The organism is Syntrophales bacterium (assembly GCA_030655775.1).
In the GTDB taxonomy this organism is placed as follows: Bacteria; Desulfobacterota; Syntrophia; order Syntrophales; family JADFWA01; genus JAUSPI01.
Map to the genome: position 1 here is coordinate 1 of JAUSPI010000148.1, position 22,035 is coordinate 22,035.

Genomic DNA, 22,035 nt, shown 5'->3' on the forward strand with positions numbered 1-22,035 from the left:
GGTTGAGGGGGCAGAAGAGAGTTCTTTTTGAAAAGGAATATTATTCGGTTGGTGGCGGATTTCTGCAAAGGAAAGCATGGAACCCACCTGCAAGGGGCGTACCGGTATATTCCTATAAAACGGCTGCTGAGTTGAAAAAAATTATGGATGCACAGAATCTTCCCTTACATGAGCTGATCATGGAAAACGAAACAGCCATTACGGGAATGAGCGGGCATCGCATTCGAGAGGATATAATTCGTATCATCATGGCCATGGAGTCTGCCGTCGAAGGGGGAATTGAACGCGAAGGTGTTCTTCCGGGTCCTCTGGGTCTGCATCGCAAGGCATCGGTTCTTTTCAGAAATGCAAAGAAGCAGTCGAAGATTGCCGATCGTTTTCTGGTTTACTTGAGCGCCTATGCATTCGCTGCCGCAGAAGAAAACGCTGCAGGCCACCGGGTTGTGACCGCCCCCACATGCGGTGCGGCGGGGGTGATGGCAAGTATTGTCTACACCATGAAACACCATTTGCGCTTGCCCATAGACGATATTGTCCGCGGCTTTCTGGCTGCCACCGTTGTGGGTTTTCTGGCAAAAAAAAACGCCAGCGTGGCCGGTGCGGAGGTCGGCTGCCAGGGGGAAGTGGGGGTGGCATCGAGCATGGGAGCCGCTATGCTTGCCTATGCGCGTACATCCCGGTTTGAAATCATGGAAAATGCAGCGGAAACGGCTCTTGAACACCATTTGGGCATGACCTGCGATCCCGTGGGAGGGTATGTACAGATCCCCTGTATTGAACGGAACGCCATGGGTGCCGTGAAGGCCTACACGGCCGCTCTGATAGCCAGTGCCGAGACGGCGGAATTTCATATGGTAGGTCTGGATAAAGCTATCACGGCCATGGCTGAAACTGGTCGTGATATGAATGAAAAATACCGGGAAACATCCCGGGGCGGGCTGGCATTGCTGGTACGATGTTGAAAGAACTTTTTTTCTTGCGGAATTCCTATTCTATCAAGAGTACACTGACGTGACGATTGATACAATCACGCTTATCGGGAAGGATTTGTAGGGGGGTCGAGTTTGCTATGAAAGAGAAAATACCGACAGTATTGATATTGACCGTCGCCTTTCTAATTACAGGAAACCTCATTGGGGCAGGTATTCTGGCTCTTCCAATCAATACCGGATTGTCCGGTTTTATCCCATCGCTTGTGGGAATGACCATTATCGGAAGTGCCATGTTCTTTACGGCAATTGTCCTGGGAAATGAGGCCTCTAAGGAACGTAAAGCAACCTTCAATTATCCCAGCCTGTATCAGAAACATCTGGGAAATCTGGGGAAATGGATAGCTGTCCTGGCAAATCTGCTCATCCTGTATGGTCTTCTTACTGCCTATCTGACGGGAGGGGCGACGATCATAACAAGTCTCTTCCATCTTCCTGTACCAGCCGTCGTGGTAATGGCGGTTTTTTTCCTTATTGTCACTGGTCTGACCGTGATGGACATCAGCATCGTCAGAAAATATAACACCTTAATCATGATGATACTTTTTCTCTCCTTTGCCATCATTGTGTTTCAGGGTGAGGAGCATGTCGTGGTGAGCCGCTTTGCCTATACGGACTGGGCATATTTACCGGCGGCGGCTCCGATTATTGTTACGGCCTTTCACTTTCATAATATCATCCCTACCATATGTCATGACCTGAAATGGAATAATGCTGCCATCTGGAAGGCCATGCTCCTGGGAATGACACTGGGGTTTGTAATGAATGCCATCTGGATACAGGTTGGCGTTGGTGCCCTGCCCCTGACCGGAGGCGCCGGTAGTCTTCTTGAGGCCTTTAAACAAAATCTTCCTGCGACCATACCGCTCTCCCGGATCATACAATCCCATTTATTCGCTACGGGATCGATGGTCTTTGCATTGCTGGCCATTACCACTTCTTATATGGCCAACGGTATCGGGCTGATGGGGTTTGTTGATGATCTGACGGAAAACTTTTTCCACAAAAAGAGCAGATTTTTGACAATTATCCTGGCCTTTTTGCCGCCTCTTACGATTTCGGTGATTTATCCCGATATCTTTCTCAAAGCTATCGATATTGTCGGCGGAGTGGGTATCGTCATTCTTTTCGGTATCCTTCCCAGCATTATCGTTATCAGACAGTCGAAATCGTCACGGATGCGGTTGCTCGGAATGGCCATGTTTGCCCTCTTTGCCCTCTTGCTGGCCCTCGAGATCGGGCAGGAGTGCGGCCTGCTCCACATACATCCCTCCGTGGAATACTGGGCACCCAACATAGGGGCTCATGGAGGCAAGTGATCGATTTTTCAAGTCTTGGGAAAGCTGTTTACAGTTTCACAAGCGGGCACAAAACATTTTATGGTCCCCCAAAATAGACATTGACCCTTCCAACACAGTGAGAGCTTTGCATAATACCAATATTGTCATTGCGAGCAAAGCGAAGCAATCTCGTAACATATTAATAATTCATAAGATTGCCGCGTCGCTAAAGCTCCTCGCAATGACCAGAATTGCAGTTTTGCAAAGCTCTCACAGTAGGATAGGCGTCCCGCCTGTCCATAATGGTGAATCGCTTAGACAGCCGAGACGGCTGTCCTACGGGATGGGGAGGACAGTCTTTATTTTCAATGTCTATTTTAGGGTGGTCACTTTTCCTTGACGCAAAAGGGCATTCACTCTATACTTCCCCCGCAAAAAAGGAAATCCTTATGAAGGTCTACTTATCTAATTTGGCCAAAGGGAGAGATATTCGATGAAAAATGCCAAACAATACCTGATTATTTTATCTGTAATACTTATATTGGGCGGATGCTGGTGGCTTTTCAGCACCTATTATGAGGGTGAAAAACCTGTGCTGAAGTTGAGTCAAACCATTGACACAATCGGCCAAAAAAAATTGGTTGACATTACTGCCACAGATAAAAAGAGAGGACTTAGAAACATCGTTGTAATAATTTCCCAGAACGGGGAAAAGCACACTCTCTATTCTGAAGATTTCCCCACAAAAGGGATAAAAGAAAAAACTTTTAATATAGAAATAGACCCTAAGAACCTGAAATTGCGCGAGGGAGAGGCCGTGATTAACATATCGGCAGTTGACTATTCCCTTCGCAAGAACAGATCTACCCTCGATATCAAGGTAATCATTGACACAACCCCGCCTCGTGTATATCTGCTGAGTTCTGCTCACTATATCAACCCTGGCGGTTCATGTGTTGCGATTTATGGTGTGTCCGAAAAGGTTGTCAAAAATGGCGTTAATGTCGGAGATGATTTTTTCCCGGGATATCCGATCAATATTGCAGGCAAATCTTATTATATCGCATATTTTGCGTTTCCCGTTGACGCAAAGAGGGAAAGTGCCAGGATAGGAATCATCCTCAGCGACAGTGCAGGAAATGAATCGCTAAAAGCTCTTCCTTGCTATATAAGGAACAAAAAATTCCGTACAGATAACATAAATCTCACAGACAGCTTTCTGGAACGAAAAATGCCGGAGTTTCAACAGCTAAACACCAGCTTACGGGAAATGACGCTGTTGAAAGCTTTCCAATATGTAAATAAGCAAATACGGGAGGATAATTTCGATACAATTCACTCGATCTGTAAAAGATCAGAGCAGAAACAACTCTGGCAAGGCCCTTTTCTCAGAATGAAAAATGCTGCCACAACAGCCGGGTTCGGAGACAGAAGAACCTATTATTATAAGGGCAAGGCCGTAAGCAAGAGTATCCACATGGGAATAGATCTTGCTTCTACACAGCATGCTCCGGTCGAGGCATCAAACAGTGGAAAGGTGTTTTTTGCCGGCTACATCGGGATTTACGGCGACACCGTAATAATAGACCACGGTCTTGGCCTGTTCAGTCTTTACGCTCATCTGGGAATGATGAAGGTCAAGGAAGGACAGATGGTGGCAAAAGGTGAACTGATAGGATATAGTGACACGTCAGGTCTCGCCGGAGGAGATCACCTGCATTTCAGTATGTTGGTTGGGGGTAGATTTGTGGATCCCCTGGAATGGTGGGATTCTCACTGGATAAAAGATAATGTGGAGAAAAAGCTGAGTTTAAAGTGATCTAAAGTTAAACTGACTAAAATCCTTAACTTTAGGCACTTTAGTTCACTTTAAACTTTAGGCACTTTTTTAACTTCTTTTAATATCCCTGTGTTTTATATTTGCAATATAATCCCTGTCTAAAAAATGTTTTCCCAACTGATTCAGCATTACAACAGATCTATGTTTTCCTCCGGTGCATCCAAGAGCGATATTGATATTTGCTTTCCCTTCCTTTTTATAGAGAGGCATTAGATATGCCATTAATTTAAATAACTTTTGGAGAAACATCTTACTTTCTTTACATTCCATAACATAATCTTGAACTTTCTTACTGTTACCATTGAAATCCTTCAAGCCCTCTACAAAATGAGGATTGGGAAGAAACCTGACATCTAAAACAACATCTGCATCGAGAGGCAGGCCATAGTGATATCCGAATGAGGTCAGATTGATTACTGGCCTTTTAATGGTAGAAGGAGAAAGATAATTTCTCTGAATAGCGTCTTTTAGCTGATGGACATTATATGATGACGTTTCAATAACCTTGTCTGCCATCTCTTTTAGTGATGATAATTTATTCCTCTCCAGGATTATACCATCGATGACAGAACCCTTTTCAGAGAGAGGATGCGCCCTCCTGGTTTCGCTGAATCTCCGTAAGAGGGCTTCATCGCTTGCATCAAGAAACAATATCTCGATTTTGTATTGCTTCTCCCTCAACTGGCGGAATATTTCCGTATATTTCTCCAGGAAAGATTTTTGCCTTAAATCCATTACCAGCGCAATTTCTGATATTTCATCCGAAGGGGTGGTCTGTATCTCAAGAAACTTGGGAAGGAGGACAACGGGCAGATTATCCACACAGAAAAAACCGATATCTTCCAGTGTTCGAAGTGCTGTACTCTTACCTGAACCAGAAAGCCCGGTTATTATTACAACACGCAAGTTATTCATAATCTTTCTAACAAGCCTTGTCTTTTTCTATAATTATCCCGTATAAACTTTCTACCGATGTTGCCTTTATAAGGTCTGTTTTGAAGGAGTCATCTTTGAGCATACGCGATATTCTTGCCAGCGCCTTCAGGTGCTGACCGGTTGAATTTTCCGGTGCCATCAATAAGAAGAAAATGTGAACAGGCTTACCATCCATAGAATCGAAATCTATTCCATCCGTACTTCTTCCAAAAGAAACTATGAGATTTTCAAGACCGGCAAGTTTTCCGTGAGGTATTGCGATTCCAGCGCCTATACCGGTACTTCCCAGCTTTTCCCTTTCGAGTAATACCTCAACCATATTATCGTAATCAACTCTAATATTAGCATGTGAAAATATTTGCGACAGTTCCGTAAGAACTTCCCGTCTTGTTCTTGATTTTAATTCCTCAATTATAAATTCTTTTTTAAATATGTCTGTAATATTCATATAATCTACCTCTAACTTCAACTTAGAGCTTCTATCAAAATATAGTTTCCATCTTCCCGCCGGTATATAAGATTGACCTTCTCGGAAAACGAATCCCTGTAAAGGACGAATCTGTTTTTAGAAGATTCTATTTCCATAATAGCATCTTCAAGAGACATCGGATTCAGCACGATTTTTCTTATTTCTACCACTTTTGAGCGTTCTAAATCTTCCCCTAAATCTTCATAGTCTTCAGATGTTGATTCAACAGGGCTAATGTCTTTGTTTTTGGAAACACTGGTTTTCCTGCTTCTTATTTTCCCCTTATGTTTTTTCATCTGACGTTCAATCTTTTCTATAACACTGTCAATGGCAAGTTGCATATCTTTGGCTTCTTCTTTACCATTTATGTTTACCCCTGCGGCTAATAAAGTGACCTCAGCCACATTTCTGAATTTTTCCACGGAAAGAACAACACGAGCTTCTATCGGTGTGTCTATATATTTTTTCAGCTTCTCTAATCTTTCTTTTATATAGTCCTTGAACCAAACTTCTGATTCTGCATTTTTAACGGTTACAGAAATCTGCATGAACAATTCCTCCTGTTATATAGAGATTGCGAGCGTTCAACAATCAGCCATCGAGACGTTTGCATAACTACTTTTCTGGTCATTGCGAGGAGCAGGGCGACGTGGCAATCTATTATGCAAACCTTTCCATCAGCAAAATAGAGGTTTGTTTCTGCCGATAGCTGATGGCTAATCGCTAAGCGCCCACATGTATTTAAGTCAGAGCAAAAAGTCAACCCATTTTTTTACTTGTAAACAATGATGCACTCGTAAAAAGTCAGTTTTCTTTGCTCAGAACCATTTTGGGAATGCTGTTATTGCCCGGCTAAAAATCTAAAACTCGTGCTAACGCACTCAAACAGTTAGATTTTCTTAACGCCGGTCACTATCAGCATCTTTTCCCCAAAATGCTTAAATTACTTACGTTATTCTTCGAATTCGCTCCGAAAAGATTTTTTACGAACTTGTCAACAATGATGGTCTCGTAAAAACTCATTTTTTGTCACCCAAAATCATGTCCTGAACTTGTTTCAGGATCATTCAGGGTCTCTAACTTACTGAAATGATTAGATGCTGAAACAAGTGAGATCCTGAAACGAGTTCAGGATGACAAATGGTGCAGGTTATGACTTTTTACGAGTGCATCAAACTTGAGACGGTAAAGTAGAAAGTTCCAGATGCAAGGCGTACAAATCCTGGGGAATGACCAGCATTTATAGTACGCTGAGGATTTTTTAGAAAGCCGTCAAAAATACTTTCTCCTCTTCGATGATGGAAGGATATCCATCATTTCTCTGTATTTAGCTACGGTTCTCCTCGCTATAGATATACCCTGAATCTCCATAATTTCAACAATTCGACTGTCACTGTATGGTTTAGTCTGATCTTCTTCTCTGATCACTTTTTTTATATTTTCTTTGACGCTCTCCGACGCTACGGGATCACCGCTTATCCTGTTTATGCTACTGTTAAAGAAATATTTTAACTCAAATATTCCTCTCGGGCTATGCATATACTTATTAGTAGTCACTCTGCTTATTGTTGACTCATGCATTTCTATATCATCGGCCACATCTCTCAGAATCAGCGGTTTCAAACAATCAATTCCCTTCTCAAAAAACTCTTTTTGAAATTTTACAATACTTTCTGTTACTCTATAAATGGTTCTTTGCCGCTGTTGTATACTTTTAATAAGCCACGTAGCAGATTGCAATTTTTCTTTAATATATGTTTTGCAGCTCTTTGCTCCTGAATTTTCGTTTATGCCCCCAAGAATTTCTCTGTAAAAATTGCTTATTCTAAGCCTTGGCAAACCATCGTCATTCAAAGTAATCCTATAATCATCACCCATCTTGAAAACAAATACGTCAGGAATAATATACTGAGATCTTTCTTCATTGTAAGGAAGTCCCGGCTTGGGATTCATATTACTTATTACAGTAACCGTTTGTAATACATCAGAGAGCTGAACTTTAAGTTTTTTGGCAATATTGGCATAATTTCTCGTTTCGAGATTATGCAAATGTTCTTTTATGATCACTTCTATCAGTGGATTTGAAACACCGAGGAGATCTGCCTGAATTAGAAGGCATTCTTTCAGATCTCTTGCGGCAATGCCAGGGGGATCAAGTCCCTGGATTTTCTTAAGAACCTTTTCAGTAAAACTTATATCAACCGCTTCTCGCTCAGAAATTCCGTCCAGAGATGCAGTCAAATATCCGTTAACATCAAGATTTCCTATTATCTGCCTGCCAACCTGTTTTTCGGAATCTGAAAGGTATGAAAGATTGAGTTGCCACATGAGATGATCGGTCAGGGAGGTTGTCTTTGTTAACATATTATCCCATGATGGGGCACCTGCATCCTCCCGGTTATATGTCCCCCCTGTGGAACCATAATCTTCAAGATAACTGTCCCAATCAAATTCTTCCTTGCCGTCACCTTCCCCTGTAATTTCTTCTGTTCTATCAATGGCTTTTATTTCATCAATCTCAGGAGCTGTCTCGCTTTCAAAAGAATCATCAGCAGTTCCCTCTTCAAGCAGAGGATTTTCCTCCATTTCCTGATTGACCATATCAACCAGTTCCAGTCTCGAAAGCTGAAGGAGCTTGATTGCCTGTTGCAGCTGCGGTGTCATTATCAACTGCTGAGTCAGTTTAAGGCTTTGTCTGAGTTCAAAGGCCATTTTTTCTCTACCTGATTTAAACGCTAAATTTCATTATAACTGAAAATCATCTCCAAGATAAATCTTCTTTGCTATTTCGCTATTGGCGATATAATCCGGATAACCTTCCACCAGTATGGTACCCTCATTTACTATATATGCCCTGTCGCAAACTGAAAGAGTTTCTCTGACATTATGATCAGATACTATTATGCCAATTTCTTTTGATTTAAGTTTACGTATTATTTGCTGAATATCTGCCACCGCAAGGGGATCAATCCCGGCAAAGGGCTCATCGAGAAGCATATACTTGGGAGATGTTACAAGAGCCCTCGTAATTTCCACCCTTCTTCGTTCCCCGCCGGATAGTGAGTAGGCCCTGTTTTTACTTAGATGAGAGAGATCCAATTCTTCCAGAAGTTCCTTTAACCTGTTTGTCCTTTCGTCTTTATCTATATCAAGTGTTTCAAGGATTGCCATTATATTTTCTTCGACTGTGAGCTTCCTGAATATTGACGGCTCTTGGGGCAAATAGTTTATACCCTTTCTCGCCCTGATGTACATGGGATATTCGCTGATATCTTCCCCATTGAGTGCAATGTTTCCTCCATCTGGTTTTATAAGACCCAACATCATATAAAAAATTGTTGTTTTCCCGGCACCGTTGGGTCCCAGAAGACCGACTACCTCTCCGGGGTTAATTTCCAGATTGACCCCATTTACGACCCGTCTGCCACCATAAATTTTTATTAATCCTGTTGCTGAAAGTTTTTCCATAAACTACCATGATCCACGATTACAATCAAACACACCAGCAGTATGTCTGAAAAGGTTTGCATAATTATTTTTAAAGGCGGAACAGACCTTATTTTTTTTCACCTTCTGTTTCTTTTGGATAAATTGTTGCCGTTACCCGGCTGCCTGGAGTGCTTTCAACGATACCTCTATTTTCCTCCAGCAAAACAATTATCTTCTCGCCTTTGATTATGTTGTCTCCATCTTGCATGACAGGGTTACCGGTCACAACAGCTTTTTGTGAGTCGTTATAAAAAACTGCGTTTTCACCAGTAACAATCCTTTCACCCTGTGTTATTCTAACATTTCCTTTCGCTTCGGCTTTTTCCAGTTCTCCCGCTTTTATAATATTCTTGGATCCTACTTTTTTAGACTCCCCTTCCCTCTTTTTGTAATGCAGAAATAGTTTATCCGATTTGATGATTTTGTCTTCCTGGGTTGCTACAACATTTCCGGAAAATACGACAAGCCCCCTGTCATTATATGCATCGAGGCGATCTGATACAATCTGTATCGGTGCACTCTTTTTATTTTCAGTTTCTTTTTCCGGCTCACTACCCCTGACTGAAATTTTTGAAAAAGAAACAATTACCAGCACGGCCAGCGATATTAAGAAAATTTTTCTTACCATATTATACCCTAATCCCCTTTGATGCTTTAACTGAAAGCTGACAGCTGAATGCTGTTTCTATTTTATAACGGCATTTACCCTGGACAATAGCGTCACTTTTTCATTCTTCATCGAAAGAGTCATCCCGATTCCGCTTATTTCTATTTGCGGGTTTTTCATTGTAACACGTTTGTCGGTATACACTTCCTTATCAGAAGAAGAATAATTGAGATGGTCTGTTGTAAAGCGATCACCTTTATCTGATGTTACTTCGACATTTCCAAATACCTCAATATTCTTTGTGTCCGTATGTAAACGACCGGATTTTCCGGTCATTACGAAGGTCCTGCCGTCGGACATGATGAGCTTTACCCTGATGTTATCAAAAAAAACGAGTTTCTCTTTTTTTGCATACCTTGCAGTATCCGCGTTTATCTCCCAGATGGAATCGGGATCACCCACCTCGGTATAATGGACATCTTTCACCCTGAGGTCGATCTTTTCTGACATTATTTTCAGCAGGATATCCTCTTTCGTTTTAATGCCCTCTTTCAGCCACACACATACCGCTGACAGGCCTACCAGAACAAGCAGCCCTCCAATGAGAAGAACCTTTTTCCTCGACTTAAAAAATTTTTTTAACATTCTTTCACAACTGGCACTTATTTTGCTTCAATCAATGTATCACTCTATTCGAGATAAGTAAAGGGGGGGTGTCAATTATTGAAGCTCCCCGCCGCAAGCTGCGGGGAATCTCCGACTGTTAAGGAAAATGGTTGATTTTAGTCGCTCGCTAACGCCGCCGTTAGCAACGGGGTCCGAAGTAATTCGAAGAATAATGTGCTCGCTGTTCAGTTCAGGTCGTATTTAGAGGCAATTTCTCCCCATTTTCCCTGCGCCTTGAGAATCATCTCGCATATCTCTCTGACCGCGCCTCTTCCTCCCCTTTTTTCCGTAATGTAATCGGCTGCCTCTCTTGCATAAATTACTGCATCCGCCACAGCCACCGAGAAGCCTACCTTCGAGAAGACGGGAACATCAACGATATCGTCACCGACATACGCAACGCTATCACCTTTGATTTTTCTCTTCCGGAGGATATCTTCCAAGACCTCCACCTTATTTTTAGCATTCTGATGAACCTCGGTAACATCAAGTTCTTTAGCACGATATTCTACCACTTTTGATTTTCTCCCGGTCAAAAGAACAACATCAATACCGTATTTCATCAGGAGCTTCAGCCCATGCCCGTCCCTGACATCAAAATTCTTTGTTTCATTTCCAAGATCATCAATAATTATTCTTCCATCAGTCAGAACCCCGTCGACATCCAGAATTAAAAGTTTGATGCACCTGATCTTTTTTAACAAATTTTCATTAAGAGTGAGAGATTTATTCATCATTTGCCTTTCTTCACTATTCCATCTATTTTCTTTAACGTACCAAGAAGATCTGGAAGAGCGTCAAGATAAAGAGAATTGGGGCCATCACAGAGTGCACGTTCAGGATCGGGATGAACCTCTAAAAACAGGCCGTCGATTCCAACAGCAACCGCCGCTCTTGAAAGATATGGTATCATGTCTCTCTGCCCACCGGAGACATTGCCCAAACCGCCGGGAAACTGTACGCTATGAGTGGCATCGAAAATAACGGGATATCCCATATCTCTCATCATGGGAAGAGAACGAAAGTCAGAAACAAGGTTATTATAACCAAAACTCGTCCCTCTTTCCGTAATCATAATGTTTTCATTTCCGGTAGATGAAACCTTTGTAAGTATGTTAGACATATCCCAGGGTGCAAGAAACTGCCCCTTTTTTATGTTTATTATTCTACCACTCCCGGCAATCTCCTTTACGAAGTCCGTCTGCCGGCAGAGAAACGCCGGCACCTGCATTACATCCAGCACCAGCGAACTATCTTCAATCTCTTCAAAACGATGGACGTCAGAAAGAACGGGGATTTTTAATTCTTCCTTGATGTCCTTTAGAATCTGGAGTCCCTTTGTCAAACCGGGTCCTCTGTAAGAATTTATGGAAGTTCGGTTTGCCTTGTCATAGGATGCCTTGAATATTAACGGTATGCCAAGATCACCTGCAACTCTCTTCAGAAATATTGCTATCTTTCTGGTTTCTTTTTGATTTTCAATTACACAGGGACCGGCAATAAGTACAAAGGGAGCTCCATCTCCAATAACGAAATCTTGTAAGATTATTTGCTTCATTGATTTTCCTTTCTTTTGGCACGGACAAACAATACCGGACCAAGGTCCGGCACATGGTTTGTCCATGCCACCCGCCAGCCGGTCGGGCATAAAACCCGACCCTACAACTTATGATTTTTAATTTCTTTTCTTTGTGCCTCTGTGCCTTTGTTGCTTTGTGCCTCAAGCTGTCGGCTAAAGCCGATAGCTGTTTACTCCTTATATTTCTGCTGTAATATTTTTATCCTCATCTCCGGTATTTTCCTGGCAGCTTTACTTGAATCGGGATTGAGTTGATATGCGCTGGTGTATTCCCTGAGGGCATCTCCGTACATCTCTTTCCTTTCATAAGCACCTCCCAGATTAAGATACACCATATAGTCCTCCTGATCGTAACTTAATGATTTTTTGTAGTATTCAATTTCTTTGTCGGTATTACCCTTAAGACTATAAATATGAGCAAGCCCTGAGTAAATCTCCGCCTTTTTGGGATCCAGCTTAATCATCTTTTCATAGGCTTTGATGGCGCTGTTATAACTCTTCATTTTCACATAATATTCCGCAAGAAGGTTCAATTCCTCCATGGCTGGATGATAACCATATTTGAGCGCCTTTTCATAGTTTTTAGTCGCCTGTTTATATTTTTTTGTCTGTCCATATGCGAATCCAAGACCGGCATATACTGAACTGTTCCTGGGTGAAATCTTTGCAATCTCTTCATAGAGTTTGATTGCACTGCTGTATTTTTTATCCCTGAGATAACAATTCGCCAGCCCATTCATGGCATCAGTATCATCAGGGTTGATCTTCAGTACCGCGCTGTATTCGGCTACCGCATCTCGGTAACGATTTCTCTTTTCATAGGCGACGGCTAAATTAAAATGGATCACCGGATCTTTCGGGTTTAGTGATATGGCCTTCTTATAACTTGCCAATTCTTTTTTCCATAACCCCTTTCCCCCGTAAGCCAGTCCGATATTCGCATATGCTGACGCATTTCGGGGTTGTTTTTTTATAACTTCTTTAAATAACTTTATAGACTCGTCATAGTTTCCGGAACTGAAATAAGCACTGGCCAGACCAGCCATAACATTTACGTTATGCGGCATCTTTTTAAAAACATGTCTGTATTCTCTAATAGCATATTCGATTTTATTGTTTTTTTCATAGGCAACCGCTAAGTTGTAACGAACCATCATGTCGTTCGGATTAACTTTTAATGATGCAATATAGTTTGCAATAGCATTCTCCCACCTTCCCAGTTTCCCATAAGCAAAGGCAATGTTAGCATATACAGAAGCATCCTCGGGATTAAGCCGGATGATCCTCCTGTAAATCGGCAGTGACTTGTCATACGCCTTCTTTTTTATGTAACAATTTGACAATCCAACCAGTGCATCCGTATCGTCCGGTTTTAGCTTCAGAATATACTGATATTGAGACATTGCACTGTTTAGCATTCCCTTGCGAACGTAAACACGCGCAAGCATCTTGCGGACACTGATGTCCTTTTTGTTCATATTTATTGCCCGCTTCAGATAATCAATCTGCGAACCTTCATTTTTGGACCTTCTGGCGAATCTCAACCAGTCCTGTGGTGTAATCTCTACCCTTATGGGAATCGAGGCAATGCTCTTATCATGATACCTGACGTCAATTTTATAATCCGTGTTAGAATGCTGTTTCTTTGTTGTAGTTAATTTATCAACTAATTCAATGCCTTTTAGCAATACTCTGAAGTCGTTTCTATGTCCTATTCCTTCAACATCGACAGCGATTCCCCTGCCAAAGAGGGAATCAGAGGAAACGCTTTTTATGACAAACTCATCACGATAGGAAACTTCGAAGACATCATCTTTTGTCAATCTATAGTCCTTCCCATTTTTTTCAACGTCCAGATAATAAAATTCCGGTTCATGTCCCAGGACAGTGGAAAGAAATACACTTTTCATCTTAGAGGTATAAAAGATTAATTTATTAACCTTTGCCCTGTAGAAACGATCAAAAAACATCCCTCCCGCAAAAGATATGAGTACAACAATAACAAGCACCCAAACGGGTAAATTCAAACCCCTCTTCGGAATTTCACTCTGCTTTTCTTCTCTTTTAGAACTGTAATGATCCATCATACTAAACCGTAATTCGGAAATCGGAAAAGAATTATTTTCTCCTGACCCCTGTCTCCTGAATTCTGACTCCTGACTCCTGACTCCTGACTCCTGTCCCTTAGCCTCTGGGATGATATTTCTTATGAATCTTCTTCAATCTTTCTCTGGTAATATGAGTGTAAATTTGAGTTGTTGATATATCCGCATGTCCAAGCATTACCTGGACGGAGCGGAGATCTGCTCCCCCTTCCAGAAGATGAGTTGCAAAAGAATGCCTGAATGTGTGAGGGTGCACCTTTTTTTGCAGTCCTGCCTTATTAACATATTTTTTCACTATCTTCCAGAATCCCTGCCTCGTTAGGCCCCTTCCATACCTGTTAAGAAAAAAGATATTTGTTGTGGTTTTTTTTAAAAATTTCTGCCTGATATCCTTAACATATCGATCCAGAGAATCAATAGCAGTTTTACCTATCGGAACAATTCTTTCCTTGTTGCCCTTTCCAATCGTGATCAGATACCCCACCTGCCAGTTGATGCTGTTTATGGTTAGCGAAATCAATTCTGAAACGCGAATTCCGGTCGCATACATGAGTTCCAGCATTGCTTTATCCCTTATGCCGGAGAAAGTTTTCGTGTCCGGCTGCCTGAGAAGAAGATTCATTTCTTCCATGCTCAAAGTGTCGGGCAGGCGCATCCAGACCCTGGCAAATTCAATATTGGCTACAGGATTTTCAACAACAATGTTTTCACGAATAAGGTATTTATAGAATCCCCTGAGGGCTGCGAGTCCTCTATTGACGGAATTTGCCGTCAGGCCGCTTTTTCTCAATTTTCCCAAGTAGGCGATAACTTCATCAGAGGTGATACCTCCAACGGCTTTAATGCCTCCATCTTGCATAAATTCCACATACCTGATCAAATCCCTGCTGTAAGCCTCCAGGGTATTGAGAGAAACACCTTTTTCAACGGCGAGGAAATTCAGATATTCATCAACATAACGATACACGTTACCACTACCTCACTGAAAATTCATACCAGCAGAGTCTAAAAAATACTGGCAAGGATTGCAAGTATCATATTTCTTTGTTTCGATCTTCCAATTGGAGAGGAACACCGAGTAAAACTTTCAATTCTGCCGGCCTGGCATCAATAGTTTATCGGTAGAGGAAGGATAATTTGGTGGGAATGAGGGCATCTCTTGATATAGGCGGGGTTAGGTTAAGAAGAACTTCAGTGATTACAAATCCGAAGATCGTTATGTATAACAAGAACGTTACCGTTCTACTGTTCCAGTTTTTTTCGAGCATTTTCTCCTGATACCAGACTTGCCGAGACAGTTTATAATATGAGTCTTAAATGCATCCTGTGTCAATGGCTTGAGAGCTTTGCAAAACTGCAATTCTGGTCATTGCGAGGAGCTTTAGCGACGCGGCAATCTCATGAATTATCAATATGTTGCGAGATTGCTTCGCTCGCGCAGCGCAGGCGCTTGCGCCGCGTGTTGCTCGCAATGACAATATTGGCATTATGCAAAGCTCTCGGCTTGTTGAATTCACCCTTTTCTGCTTGACAAAGATACAAGTAAAAACTATCATACAGTAAAACAACAATAAGGTAAAGTTATGAAAATTAGCAGTAAGAGACAGATATCTATTCCTAAAAAAGTTATGGAGACTATGGGTCTTCAACCGGGAGATGAGGTAGAATTCGAAATAGAAAAAAACACTGCCCGCCTGATCCCTATCAAAACTGTCAAGGTCCCGCGAGACCAGGCATGGTTTTGGACTCCAGAGTGGCAAACAAAAGAGAGGGAGGCAGATCAGGACATATCCGCTGGTCGGTATCGCGAGTTCGATAAAATGAAAGACCTCTTAAAGGATCTCCACGGTGAAGATTAGACGCACCAACTCTTTTTTAAAGGATTATCGGAGCCTCCCACAGAAGATTCAAACCCGCGTTGATAAACAACTGCTTCGTTTTCTGGAGAATCCTGGGCATCCCTCACTCGGCCTGAAAAAACTTAAGGGTACAGATAGATTCGAGATCAGGATAAGTAAAAGCTACCGGTTGACTTTCCGAAACATAGATCAAATATTAGAACTCCGGCGAGTTGGAACCCATGACTTACTGAAGGAGGAAGGATTATAACCCCGGGCCAGAGTTTTAGAATTGCTGAATTTTACCCATGCAAAAAACAAAACCAGTGCGGTGATAGTAGCGGTTAAGGAACAAATCCGGAGGTTAAAATTGAAAAAACTTGCAGGGCTTCTTGGAACAGTTGAGATCGATGCAAAGGCAATTAATGAAAGTAATAAAGCGGTTCACGGGTTGAAACTGTTCGAACCATAAACTATATCAAAATTTTGTCCTACTCAAACATGACAAGTTCGTAAAAAGTCGTAAACTGCACCATTTGTCATGCTGAACTTGTTTCAGCATCTAATTATTTCAGTAAGTTCGAGACCCTGAAATAAATTCAGGGTGACAAAAACTGACTTTTTACGAGTGTATCAAACATGATGTGAGAGCTTTGCAAAACTGCAATTCTGGTCATTGCGAGGAGCTTTAGCGACGCGGCAATCTTATGAATTATCAATATGTTATGAGATTGCTTCGCTTCGCTCGCAATGACAATATTGGTATTATGCAAAGCTCTCGATGTACCCGTAAAAAGTCTAAATCTTGTCACTCCCGCGCAGGCGGGAGTCTATAACACCTTATAATAACTGGATTCCCGCCTACGCGGGAATGACAGAGAGGAACGAAATCCGACTTTTTACGAGTCCATTAAATATCACCTAACAGTTTTACCCAATCGAGATCTTTCTTTACATTGTTATACAATCTTTCATCGGCCGTGATCAGATCAATGCCTTTCTCCCTTGCCAGGGCCAGATAACTTGCATCATAGACAGAACAGTTATAATCTTTGCAATAAGTGATGGCCCCGTGATAAAGTTCAGAAAGATTTACAAGCGTGATTCCAAGATTGAGAAAACCTTCCACAGCAGAAACGATTTTCTCCTTTTTGAAGCGACCTCGCCTATAAGCAATAATAAGTCCGTTAGTCACCTCATACTCCAACAGAGACGGTCCCATGATTTTCAAAGTATTTGCTATATATCCATTTAAAAAACTCAAGGCCTTTTCTCCATGTGCTTCATCGGGGAGATACCATTTAAGAACAACACTTGCATCAATAACCACACGTTTCACAGTTTCCCCTCTAACTCATCTCTCGATTCTTTATAAACCTCGCCTGCCTGAATACCCGATTTCAAGAAAGTGTCCCGTACCTCCATTATTTGCCTATACCCTTCAAGACGTTTGGAATGCTTGTATTCATCATAGGGAACAATCACCGCAACAGGCTTGCCCCTTTTTGTAACAACTATCTCCTCTTTTTTTTCAACAGCTTTCGTGATAAGGCCGCTGAACCCCTTTTTACCTTCAGCAATGCTAACAGTTATACTTTTCATTTGTCCTCCTAACTGGTCATCTATTATGACTAACTGTAGGGGCACCTGTCCGTTTTGTCAAGAAATAAAACACGCAAATTTGTTATTTTCTACAAGGACTTTTTGCACGTATATGGTATTTTTTGCAAGGACTTTGATGTAATTGGGATCAGGGATCGGGGGTCGGGGAGCGGGGAGGGCGGCGCTTCAAAAAAGGTTCACTGTTCACGTAAACTGGAAACCGTAAACCGTAAACCCCTGCCCCCTATTTATCAAGCCTGTAGCGGAAGGAATCGATACTGACCTCATTCCCATGCTCCTGCATGGGAATGAGAAAATGCGGCACGTTCGGGGAACGTGCCCTACAGAAACATCGGCACAAACAAAGATGCAGGGCCTGTTCCCTGAACAGGCTGAAACTTATGTATTCCCACGCAGGAGCATGGGAACGAGACAGCATGAAAAAGGGGGCGATAAAGCCCCCTTCTTCTGTCAAGCAACTGTTGTGATGAGTGAGGTTGCCAAGAATGATCCCTATAATTCCTGGTTTTCCAGCCCCCCGTGAATAAGAATATTTTGTACAAAAATGTCATTAAGCTGGTATTTATCCTTGCCGTTATACAGAACATATCCCTGTCGGCAGCGGTCTTTGGAGAGTTCCCTGAATTTTAAAATTCCTTTCAAAAAATCTTTGTTAAAGGTTGCTGCTGATTTGATTTCAATGGGGATTAATTGCCTTTGCTGCTTAATTATTAAATCGACTTCGTTCCCATGAGTGTCTCGATAGAAAAATAAATCCGGACGTTTACCTTGATTGTAAAGGGATTTCAATATTTCCAGGATGATAAGATTTTCATACAGTCCTCCACGAAGGGGATCGCGTTTGGCTTGATTGACAGTTTCAATTCCCAGTAGATGTGAAACGAGTCCTGTATCAGTAAAATAGATTTTTGGAGATTTTATCACCCGCTTGTTGATGTTTTCAAAAAACGGTTGTAATTCAAAGACGACAAAAGACGCTTTTAAAATACTTATCCAGCTCTTGACTGATGGCACTGACAGCCCGATATCATTACCCAGGGAGGTATAGTTGACAACCTGTCCGACGCGACCGGCCAGCAACGTTAAAAACCGTTGGAACAAATTCAGATCTTTGACATTAAGAAGCGTTCTTACATCCCGTTCCACATAAGTTTGAACATATCCATTGTAAAAACGAGTAACGGATAGATTCTCCTGATGTAACCGCGGGAAAGCGCCTTTTACAATTAGTTCATACGCCCCCCACTTTTTCTTGTACTTGAAAAGCTCCGGCAGAGAAAAGGGGAGCAGGGTCAGCAAGGCTGTTCTGCCTGCCAGGGTCTGACTTACCGCTTGATGAACATCCGGCTGATGGCTTCCGGTCAGAATAAACATGCCGGTTTTTTGCTTTTCATCAACAATTCTCTGGATATATGATAAAAGTTCAGGCGAACGTTGTATTTCATCAAGTATTGCGCCATCGGGAATATTATTTAGAAAACCCCGTGGATCTGTTTCTGCGGCCATGCGGACATCAGGATCTTCCATTGAGAAATAAGGTTTGTCCGGATATGTCATTCTGACAAGTGTGGTTTTTCCGGACTGCCGTGGCCCGAAAACAGTTACCACCGGATATTCTTTTACCGATTCAATCAACTCTTGTGTTATTTCACGAGTAATCATGGCAGAAACATATCTTTATTCCGTGAAAATGTAAAGTTGTATTTCATATCTTCACAATCTTTTCAACTTGATTATTTCTTTCAATCTTTTTTCGCCATCTTAAAGAAAAAGGGGACAGATTTATTTGTTTGCTTTGCTCGGTCTCCCTTGTCCACAAAATTCCGCCAGACTTGCCGTTTCCATCTCGATCTCATCCACAAATCTGAAACTGCCAGCCAACTGTCCTTGTTGTAGCGACTGACGTATTAAACTCCATTCCTCTTCGGGAATTGTCCCTTTTATCCAAGCTCAAGGATAAAAATAAATCTGTCCCCTTTTTCCCTTTTTCCCCGAAACTTATGCATTCCCACGCAGGAGCGTGGGAACGAGACAGCATGGAAAAGGGGGCGATTAAGCCCCCTTTTCCTGTTAATCATCACAGGGATGAGAATGCAGCCCTTACTCCATTCTTCTTCTTGTCAAACATAAGTCAAACGGAGACCTGACCCCATTAGACTCTAAAGATCACTATTTATTCTTTGATTTACCTTTACCCTCTGATTTACCTTTAACCTTTGATTCAGTTTCTCCTTCTGATTCAGTTTCGCCCTCTGATTCAGTTTCGCCTTGTGAATCAGTTCACTTCGCAGCCAAATCATTGGTGGTTACAGCGCCTGTCGCATCCATAACATAGGTACCATCCAGCTGTTCATGAGCGCCGCTTAAGCTAAAGGTAGAAGCGGTACCTGAGTTAACTGTAACTGTCACACCAGACGTCTCTACGAATCCTCCAGTCACGCAGTCGGGCTTGGTCAGCGTAACACGAGTCGCGTCATCGGCGAAATATGCCTGGGCTGCCGTAAAGCAATTCTTTACATCCGACTTTACCGCTGTCATATAACCCCTTGCCCTGTACTTGGAGAACTGCGGAATGGCAATCGCCGCAAGAATTCCAATAATCGCGATAACGATCATCAGCTCAATCAGGGTAAAACCCTTCTGTCCTCTCTTTTTGTTCAATTTCATTAACATAGTATGCCTCCTTTTTCTGGTTTGTATGGTTTGTTTGGATGGATTCCCGCTTTCGCGGGAATGACACAATGTGGTAAAATGCATTTAATATGCCACATTAGGTCTCCGGCATTGTGAACGCCGGCACTGCGGAACCCAGGGAAAGGGATACGCCGGAGCGCAATTCTCCAGGGAATCTGAAGCAATCCCACAACATATTGATAATTCACGAGATTGCCACGTCGCTTTGCTCCTCGTAATGACGTGGGATGATGGTTTAAGGCTCTCGGAATGACGTGGGAAAATCTTTCATTTTCGCAATGGATTTTAACGAGGGAAGGTTTTTTGTTTTAAGTAATTGCGGGATAATGTGTGATTCTCACACATCGTTATGTGATTTTCACGGGTGTGTAGACAGGCGAGACGCCTGTCCTGCGTGGTGGGTCGAGCGGGACGCCTGTCCTGTTCAGTTCATATAGACATAATCTCGAAACCTTCATCCGCGAAATGCCCGTCAAAACAGAAGGCCATGACGCTCTGGTGTTGCCGCATGGCAACGAAACTTACGCAGTCCACAAGGCTTAACCGTCTTTTACCCAGGCTTAGCCAGAGTTCAAAAGCCAGACGATGCAAATATTCATCAGTCCACAAAACCTTCACTACACCCAGAATATCCCTGTACCAAAGGCTTGAGGCGTCAAAACCAAGCCGGTTCCGCAAGAGGGGCACCGTTTCCAGAACAACATAGTTGGTGGTCAGAAGCTGAAAATTCTCTTCTATTAAAGAAGTCCACAGGGCCTCCGCTTCCGCATGATGTTTGTCGGAACTATCCATAAGAGCATAGAATGCCGACGTATCCACGAACACCGCATTATTTGTTGTCATGGCGATTCCCGGTTTCGTAAGCATCTGTCAGATAGTCATCGTGGCGTTCGGAGATGTCGTGAGATCCGGAAGCAAAACGCCCAACAGCGGCCAGTGCTCTCTTTTTGAGGGAACTCTGCTCCCCGCGAATACGATAGAAGTTAATGCTGTCCCGTATCAACTGGGAAATGGACACCCCCCTTTCCTTTGCCGTAGCCTTCAACCACTCCGCCTGTTGATCTTCAATTTGAATCTGTGTGCGTATCACAATAGATGCCTCCATGATTACAATGTTTGTACATCATGATAACACCGATGTGCAGACACGTCAAGAACAAAAACATGTCCAAACGGGAAGGCGGGAAATTATACGTTCCCACGCAGGAGCGTGGGAATGAGAAAGCGACAGGCGAGCCGCCTGTTCTGCGTGGTGGGTCGGGGGGGCGTGTGTGTCGCCCGACAAAGATCGAGAAGTAGCGTACTCCCTCTGTGGGGTACAGAGACCCCACGCTACTGTAGTGACCGATGCCTTGTCCTCCCCCCCCGCCGCGTGGTAGGTCGGGCGTCTCGCCCGACAGAGCCATTTTGGTGGGATTTGCCTGCTATTTTATGTCCAGTTTCTCAATTCTGTAATTCAGGGAATCACGGCTTATATTGAGAAGTATTGCGGCTTCTGCCTTTGAACCTTCAGCCTTCTGAAGAGCTTTTTTAATCAGAATCCTTTCAACTTCCGCCATCTCATCATTTAAACTGATACCCTTATCAGGTATGTCAGTATTCCAGGAGATGGCCCAATGGGGTTTTCCATTTTCTGAAATGTCAAGGTTTTCCGGCAGGATAATATTGCCTGTCTCAAGAGTGACGCTTCTTTCAATGATATTTTCGAGCTCCCTAACATTGCCGGGAAATCTGTATTCCATCAGAAGTTCCATCGCATAGGAGGATATCTTTTTAATCTCTTTCCCAAATTCTCTTGAATATTTGTCGATAAAATATTTAGTCAAAACGGGGATGTCTTCCTTCCTCTCCCTCAGAGGCGGAATATTTATGAGAATTACGTTGAGGCGGTAATAAAGGTCTTCCCTGAAACTGCCGCCT

At 42.6% G+C, this 22,035-nt stretch carries 24 protein-coding genes; 6 read left to right on the forward strand and 18 right to left on the reverse strand.

What is annotated here, in order from left to right; all coding sequences use genetic code 11:
- From Q7J27_07725 to Q7J27_07735, 3 genes are all read left to right on the forward strand, one after another.
- On the forward strand, positions 1 to 962 hold a 962-nt coding region (locus Q7J27_07725), incomplete at its 5' end, for an L-serine ammonia-lyase, iron-sulfur-dependent, subunit alpha (protein MDO9529031.1).
- A gap of 107 nt (positions 963 to 1,069) precedes the next feature.
- Positions 1,070 to 2,308 carry an aromatic amino acid transport family protein gene (locus Q7J27_07730; protein ID MDO9529032.1) on the forward strand — a complete coding sequence of 413 codons (1,239 nt, stop codon included), beginning with the start codon at positions 1,070 to 1,072 and terminating at the stop codon, positions 2,306 to 2,308.
- Between the two features lie 454 nt (positions 2,309 to 2,762).
- Positions 2,763 to 4,088 carry a M23 family metallopeptidase gene (locus Q7J27_07735; GenBank protein ID MDO9529033.1) on the forward strand — a complete coding sequence of 442 codons (1,326 nt, stop codon included), beginning with the start codon at positions 2,763 to 2,765 and terminating at the stop codon, positions 4,086 to 4,088.
- Positions 4,089 to 4,157: 69 nt separating this feature from the next.
- Here Q7J27_07735 and rapZ read toward each other — a convergent pair whose 3' ends face one another.
- The 11 genes from rapZ to xerD all read right to left on the reverse strand — a co-directional run bounded on the left by rapZ (position 4,158) and on the right by xerD (position 14,927).
- Positions 4,158 to 5,024, reverse strand: coding sequence for an RNase adapter RapZ (gene rapZ, locus Q7J27_07740; protein ID MDO9529034.1), 867 nt, complete (start codon positions 5,022 to 5,024; stop codon positions 4,158 to 4,160).
- A gap of 7 nt (positions 5,025 to 5,031) precedes the next feature.
- Positions 5,032 to 5,493 (reverse strand): PTS sugar transporter subunit IIA, encoded by a 462-nt coding sequence (locus tag Q7J27_07745; protein ID MDO9529035.1) that lies wholly within the window; start codon positions 5,491 to 5,493, stop codon positions 5,032 to 5,034.
- A gap of 17 nt (positions 5,494 to 5,510) precedes the next feature.
- Positions 5,511 to 6,062 carry a ribosome-associated translation inhibitor RaiA gene (gene raiA, locus Q7J27_07750; protein MDO9529036.1) on the reverse strand — a complete coding sequence of 184 codons (552 nt, stop codon included), beginning with the start codon at positions 6,060 to 6,062 and terminating at the stop codon, positions 5,511 to 5,513.
- A 724-nt stretch (positions 6,063 to 6,786) separates the two neighbouring features.
- Positions 6,787 to 8,226, reverse strand: coding sequence for an RNA polymerase factor sigma-54 (gene rpoN / locus Q7J27_07755; protein MDO9529037.1), 1,440 nt, complete (start codon positions 8,224 to 8,226; stop codon positions 6,787 to 6,789).
- 33 nt (positions 8,227 to 8,259) lie between these two features.
- Positions 8,260 to 8,982, reverse strand: coding sequence for an LPS export ABC transporter ATP-binding protein (gene lptB, locus Q7J27_07760; protein ID MDO9529038.1), 723 nt, complete (start codon positions 8,980 to 8,982; stop codon positions 8,260 to 8,262).
- Positions 8,983 to 9,070: 88 nt separating this feature from the next.
- Entirely contained in the window at positions 9,071 to 9,631 is a 561-nt protein-coding gene (locus Q7J27_07765; GenBank protein ID MDO9529039.1) for an LptA/OstA family protein, read from the reverse strand.
- Positions 9,632 to 9,688: 57 nt separating this feature from the next.
- Positions 9,689 to 10,255, reverse strand: coding sequence for an LPS export ABC transporter periplasmic protein LptC (gene lptC, locus Q7J27_07770; GenBank protein ID MDO9529040.1), 567 nt, complete (start codon positions 10,253 to 10,255; stop codon positions 9,689 to 9,691).
- Positions 10,256 to 10,461: 206 nt separating this feature from the next.
- Entirely contained in the window at positions 10,462 to 11,013 is a 552-nt protein-coding gene (locus Q7J27_07775; GenBank protein MDO9529041.1) for an HAD-IIIA family hydrolase, read from the reverse strand.
- Positions 11,010 to 11,834, reverse strand: coding sequence for a 3-deoxy-8-phosphooctulonate synthase (gene kdsA, locus Q7J27_07780; GenBank protein ID MDO9529042.1), 825 nt, complete (start codon positions 11,832 to 11,834; stop codon positions 11,010 to 11,012). The genes Q7J27_07775 and kdsA overlap by 4 nt, the downstream gene beginning before the upstream one ends.
- A gap of 191 nt (positions 11,835 to 12,025) precedes the next feature.
- On the reverse strand, positions 12,026 to 13,942 hold the full coding sequence (locus Q7J27_07785; GenBank protein ID MDO9529043.1) for a tetratricopeptide repeat protein: 1,917 nt from the start codon (positions 13,940 to 13,942) through the stop codon (positions 12,026 to 12,028).
- A gap of 97 nt (positions 13,943 to 14,039) precedes the next feature.
- On the reverse strand, positions 14,040 to 14,927 hold the full coding sequence (gene xerD / locus Q7J27_07790) for a site-specific tyrosine recombinase XerD (GenBank protein MDO9529044.1): 888 nt from the start codon (positions 14,925 to 14,927) through the stop codon (positions 14,040 to 14,042).
- A gap of 616 nt (positions 14,928 to 15,543) precedes the next feature.
- Between xerD and Q7J27_07795 the strand changes: the two genes are divergently transcribed.
- The 3 genes from Q7J27_07795 to Q7J27_07805 are packed head-to-tail and all read left to right on the forward strand — an operon-like array spanning position 15,544 to position 16,270.
- Complete coding sequence (locus tag Q7J27_07795; protein ID MDO9529045.1) at positions 15,544 to 15,819, forward strand: AbrB/MazE/SpoVT family DNA-binding domain-containing protein; 276 nt, start codon at positions 15,544 to 15,546, stop codon at positions 15,817 to 15,819.
- Entirely contained in the window at positions 15,809 to 16,069 is a 261-nt protein-coding gene (locus tag Q7J27_07800; protein ID MDO9529046.1) for a hypothetical protein, read from the forward strand. Before Q7J27_07795 ends, Q7J27_07800 begins: the two co-directional genes overlap by 11 nt.
- Before the next feature lie 60 nt (positions 16,070 to 16,129).
- Complete coding sequence (locus Q7J27_07805; protein MDO9529047.1) at positions 16,130 to 16,270, forward strand: hypothetical protein; 141 nt, start codon at positions 16,130 to 16,132, stop codon at positions 16,268 to 16,270.
- 438 nt (positions 16,271 to 16,708) lie between these two features.
- Here the strand turns inward: Q7J27_07805 and Q7J27_07810 are convergent, their stop codons facing one another.
- The 7 genes from Q7J27_07810 to Q7J27_07840 all read right to left on the reverse strand — a co-directional run.
- Positions 16,709 to 17,137: a type II toxin-antitoxin system VapC family toxin gene (locus tag Q7J27_07810; GenBank protein MDO9529048.1), complete on the reverse strand. Its 429-nt coding sequence runs from the start codon at positions 17,135 to 17,137 to the stop codon at positions 16,709 to 16,711.
- Positions 17,134 to 17,400, reverse strand: a complete 267-nt coding sequence (locus Q7J27_07815) for a type II toxin-antitoxin system Phd/YefM family antitoxin (GenBank protein ID MDO9529049.1) — start codon at positions 17,398 to 17,400, stop codon at positions 17,134 to 17,136. Before Q7J27_07815 ends, Q7J27_07810 begins: the two co-directional genes overlap by 4 nt.
- Positions 17,401 to 17,913: 513 nt before the next feature.
- A complete protein-coding gene (locus Q7J27_07820) occupies positions 17,914 to 19,083 on the reverse strand; it encodes an ATP-binding protein (protein MDO9529050.1) in 1,170 nt (389 codons plus the stop codon).
- A 618-nt stretch (positions 19,084 to 19,701) separates the two neighbouring features.
- Positions 19,702 to 20,094: a prepilin-type N-terminal cleavage/methylation domain-containing protein gene (locus tag Q7J27_07825; GenBank protein ID MDO9529051.1), complete on the reverse strand. Its 393-nt coding sequence runs from the start codon at positions 20,092 to 20,094 to the stop codon at positions 19,702 to 19,704.
- Between the two features lie 450 nt (positions 20,095 to 20,544).
- The gene (locus Q7J27_07830; GenBank protein ID MDO9529052.1) at positions 20,545 to 20,982 is read right to left on the reverse strand and encodes a PIN domain-containing protein; all 438 of its coding nucleotides are present in this window, start codon (positions 20,980 to 20,982) and stop codon (positions 20,545 to 20,547) included.
- Positions 20,945 to 21,205 (reverse strand): CopG family transcriptional regulator, encoded by a 261-nt coding sequence (locus Q7J27_07835; GenBank protein ID MDO9529053.1) that lies wholly within the window; start codon positions 21,203 to 21,205, stop codon positions 20,945 to 20,947. The genes Q7J27_07830 and Q7J27_07835 overlap by 38 nt, the downstream gene beginning before the upstream one ends.
- A 334-nt stretch (positions 21,206 to 21,539) precedes the next feature.
- On the reverse strand, positions 21,540 to 22,035 hold a 496-nt coding region (locus Q7J27_07840; protein MDO9529054.1), incomplete at its 5' end, for a helix-turn-helix domain-containing protein.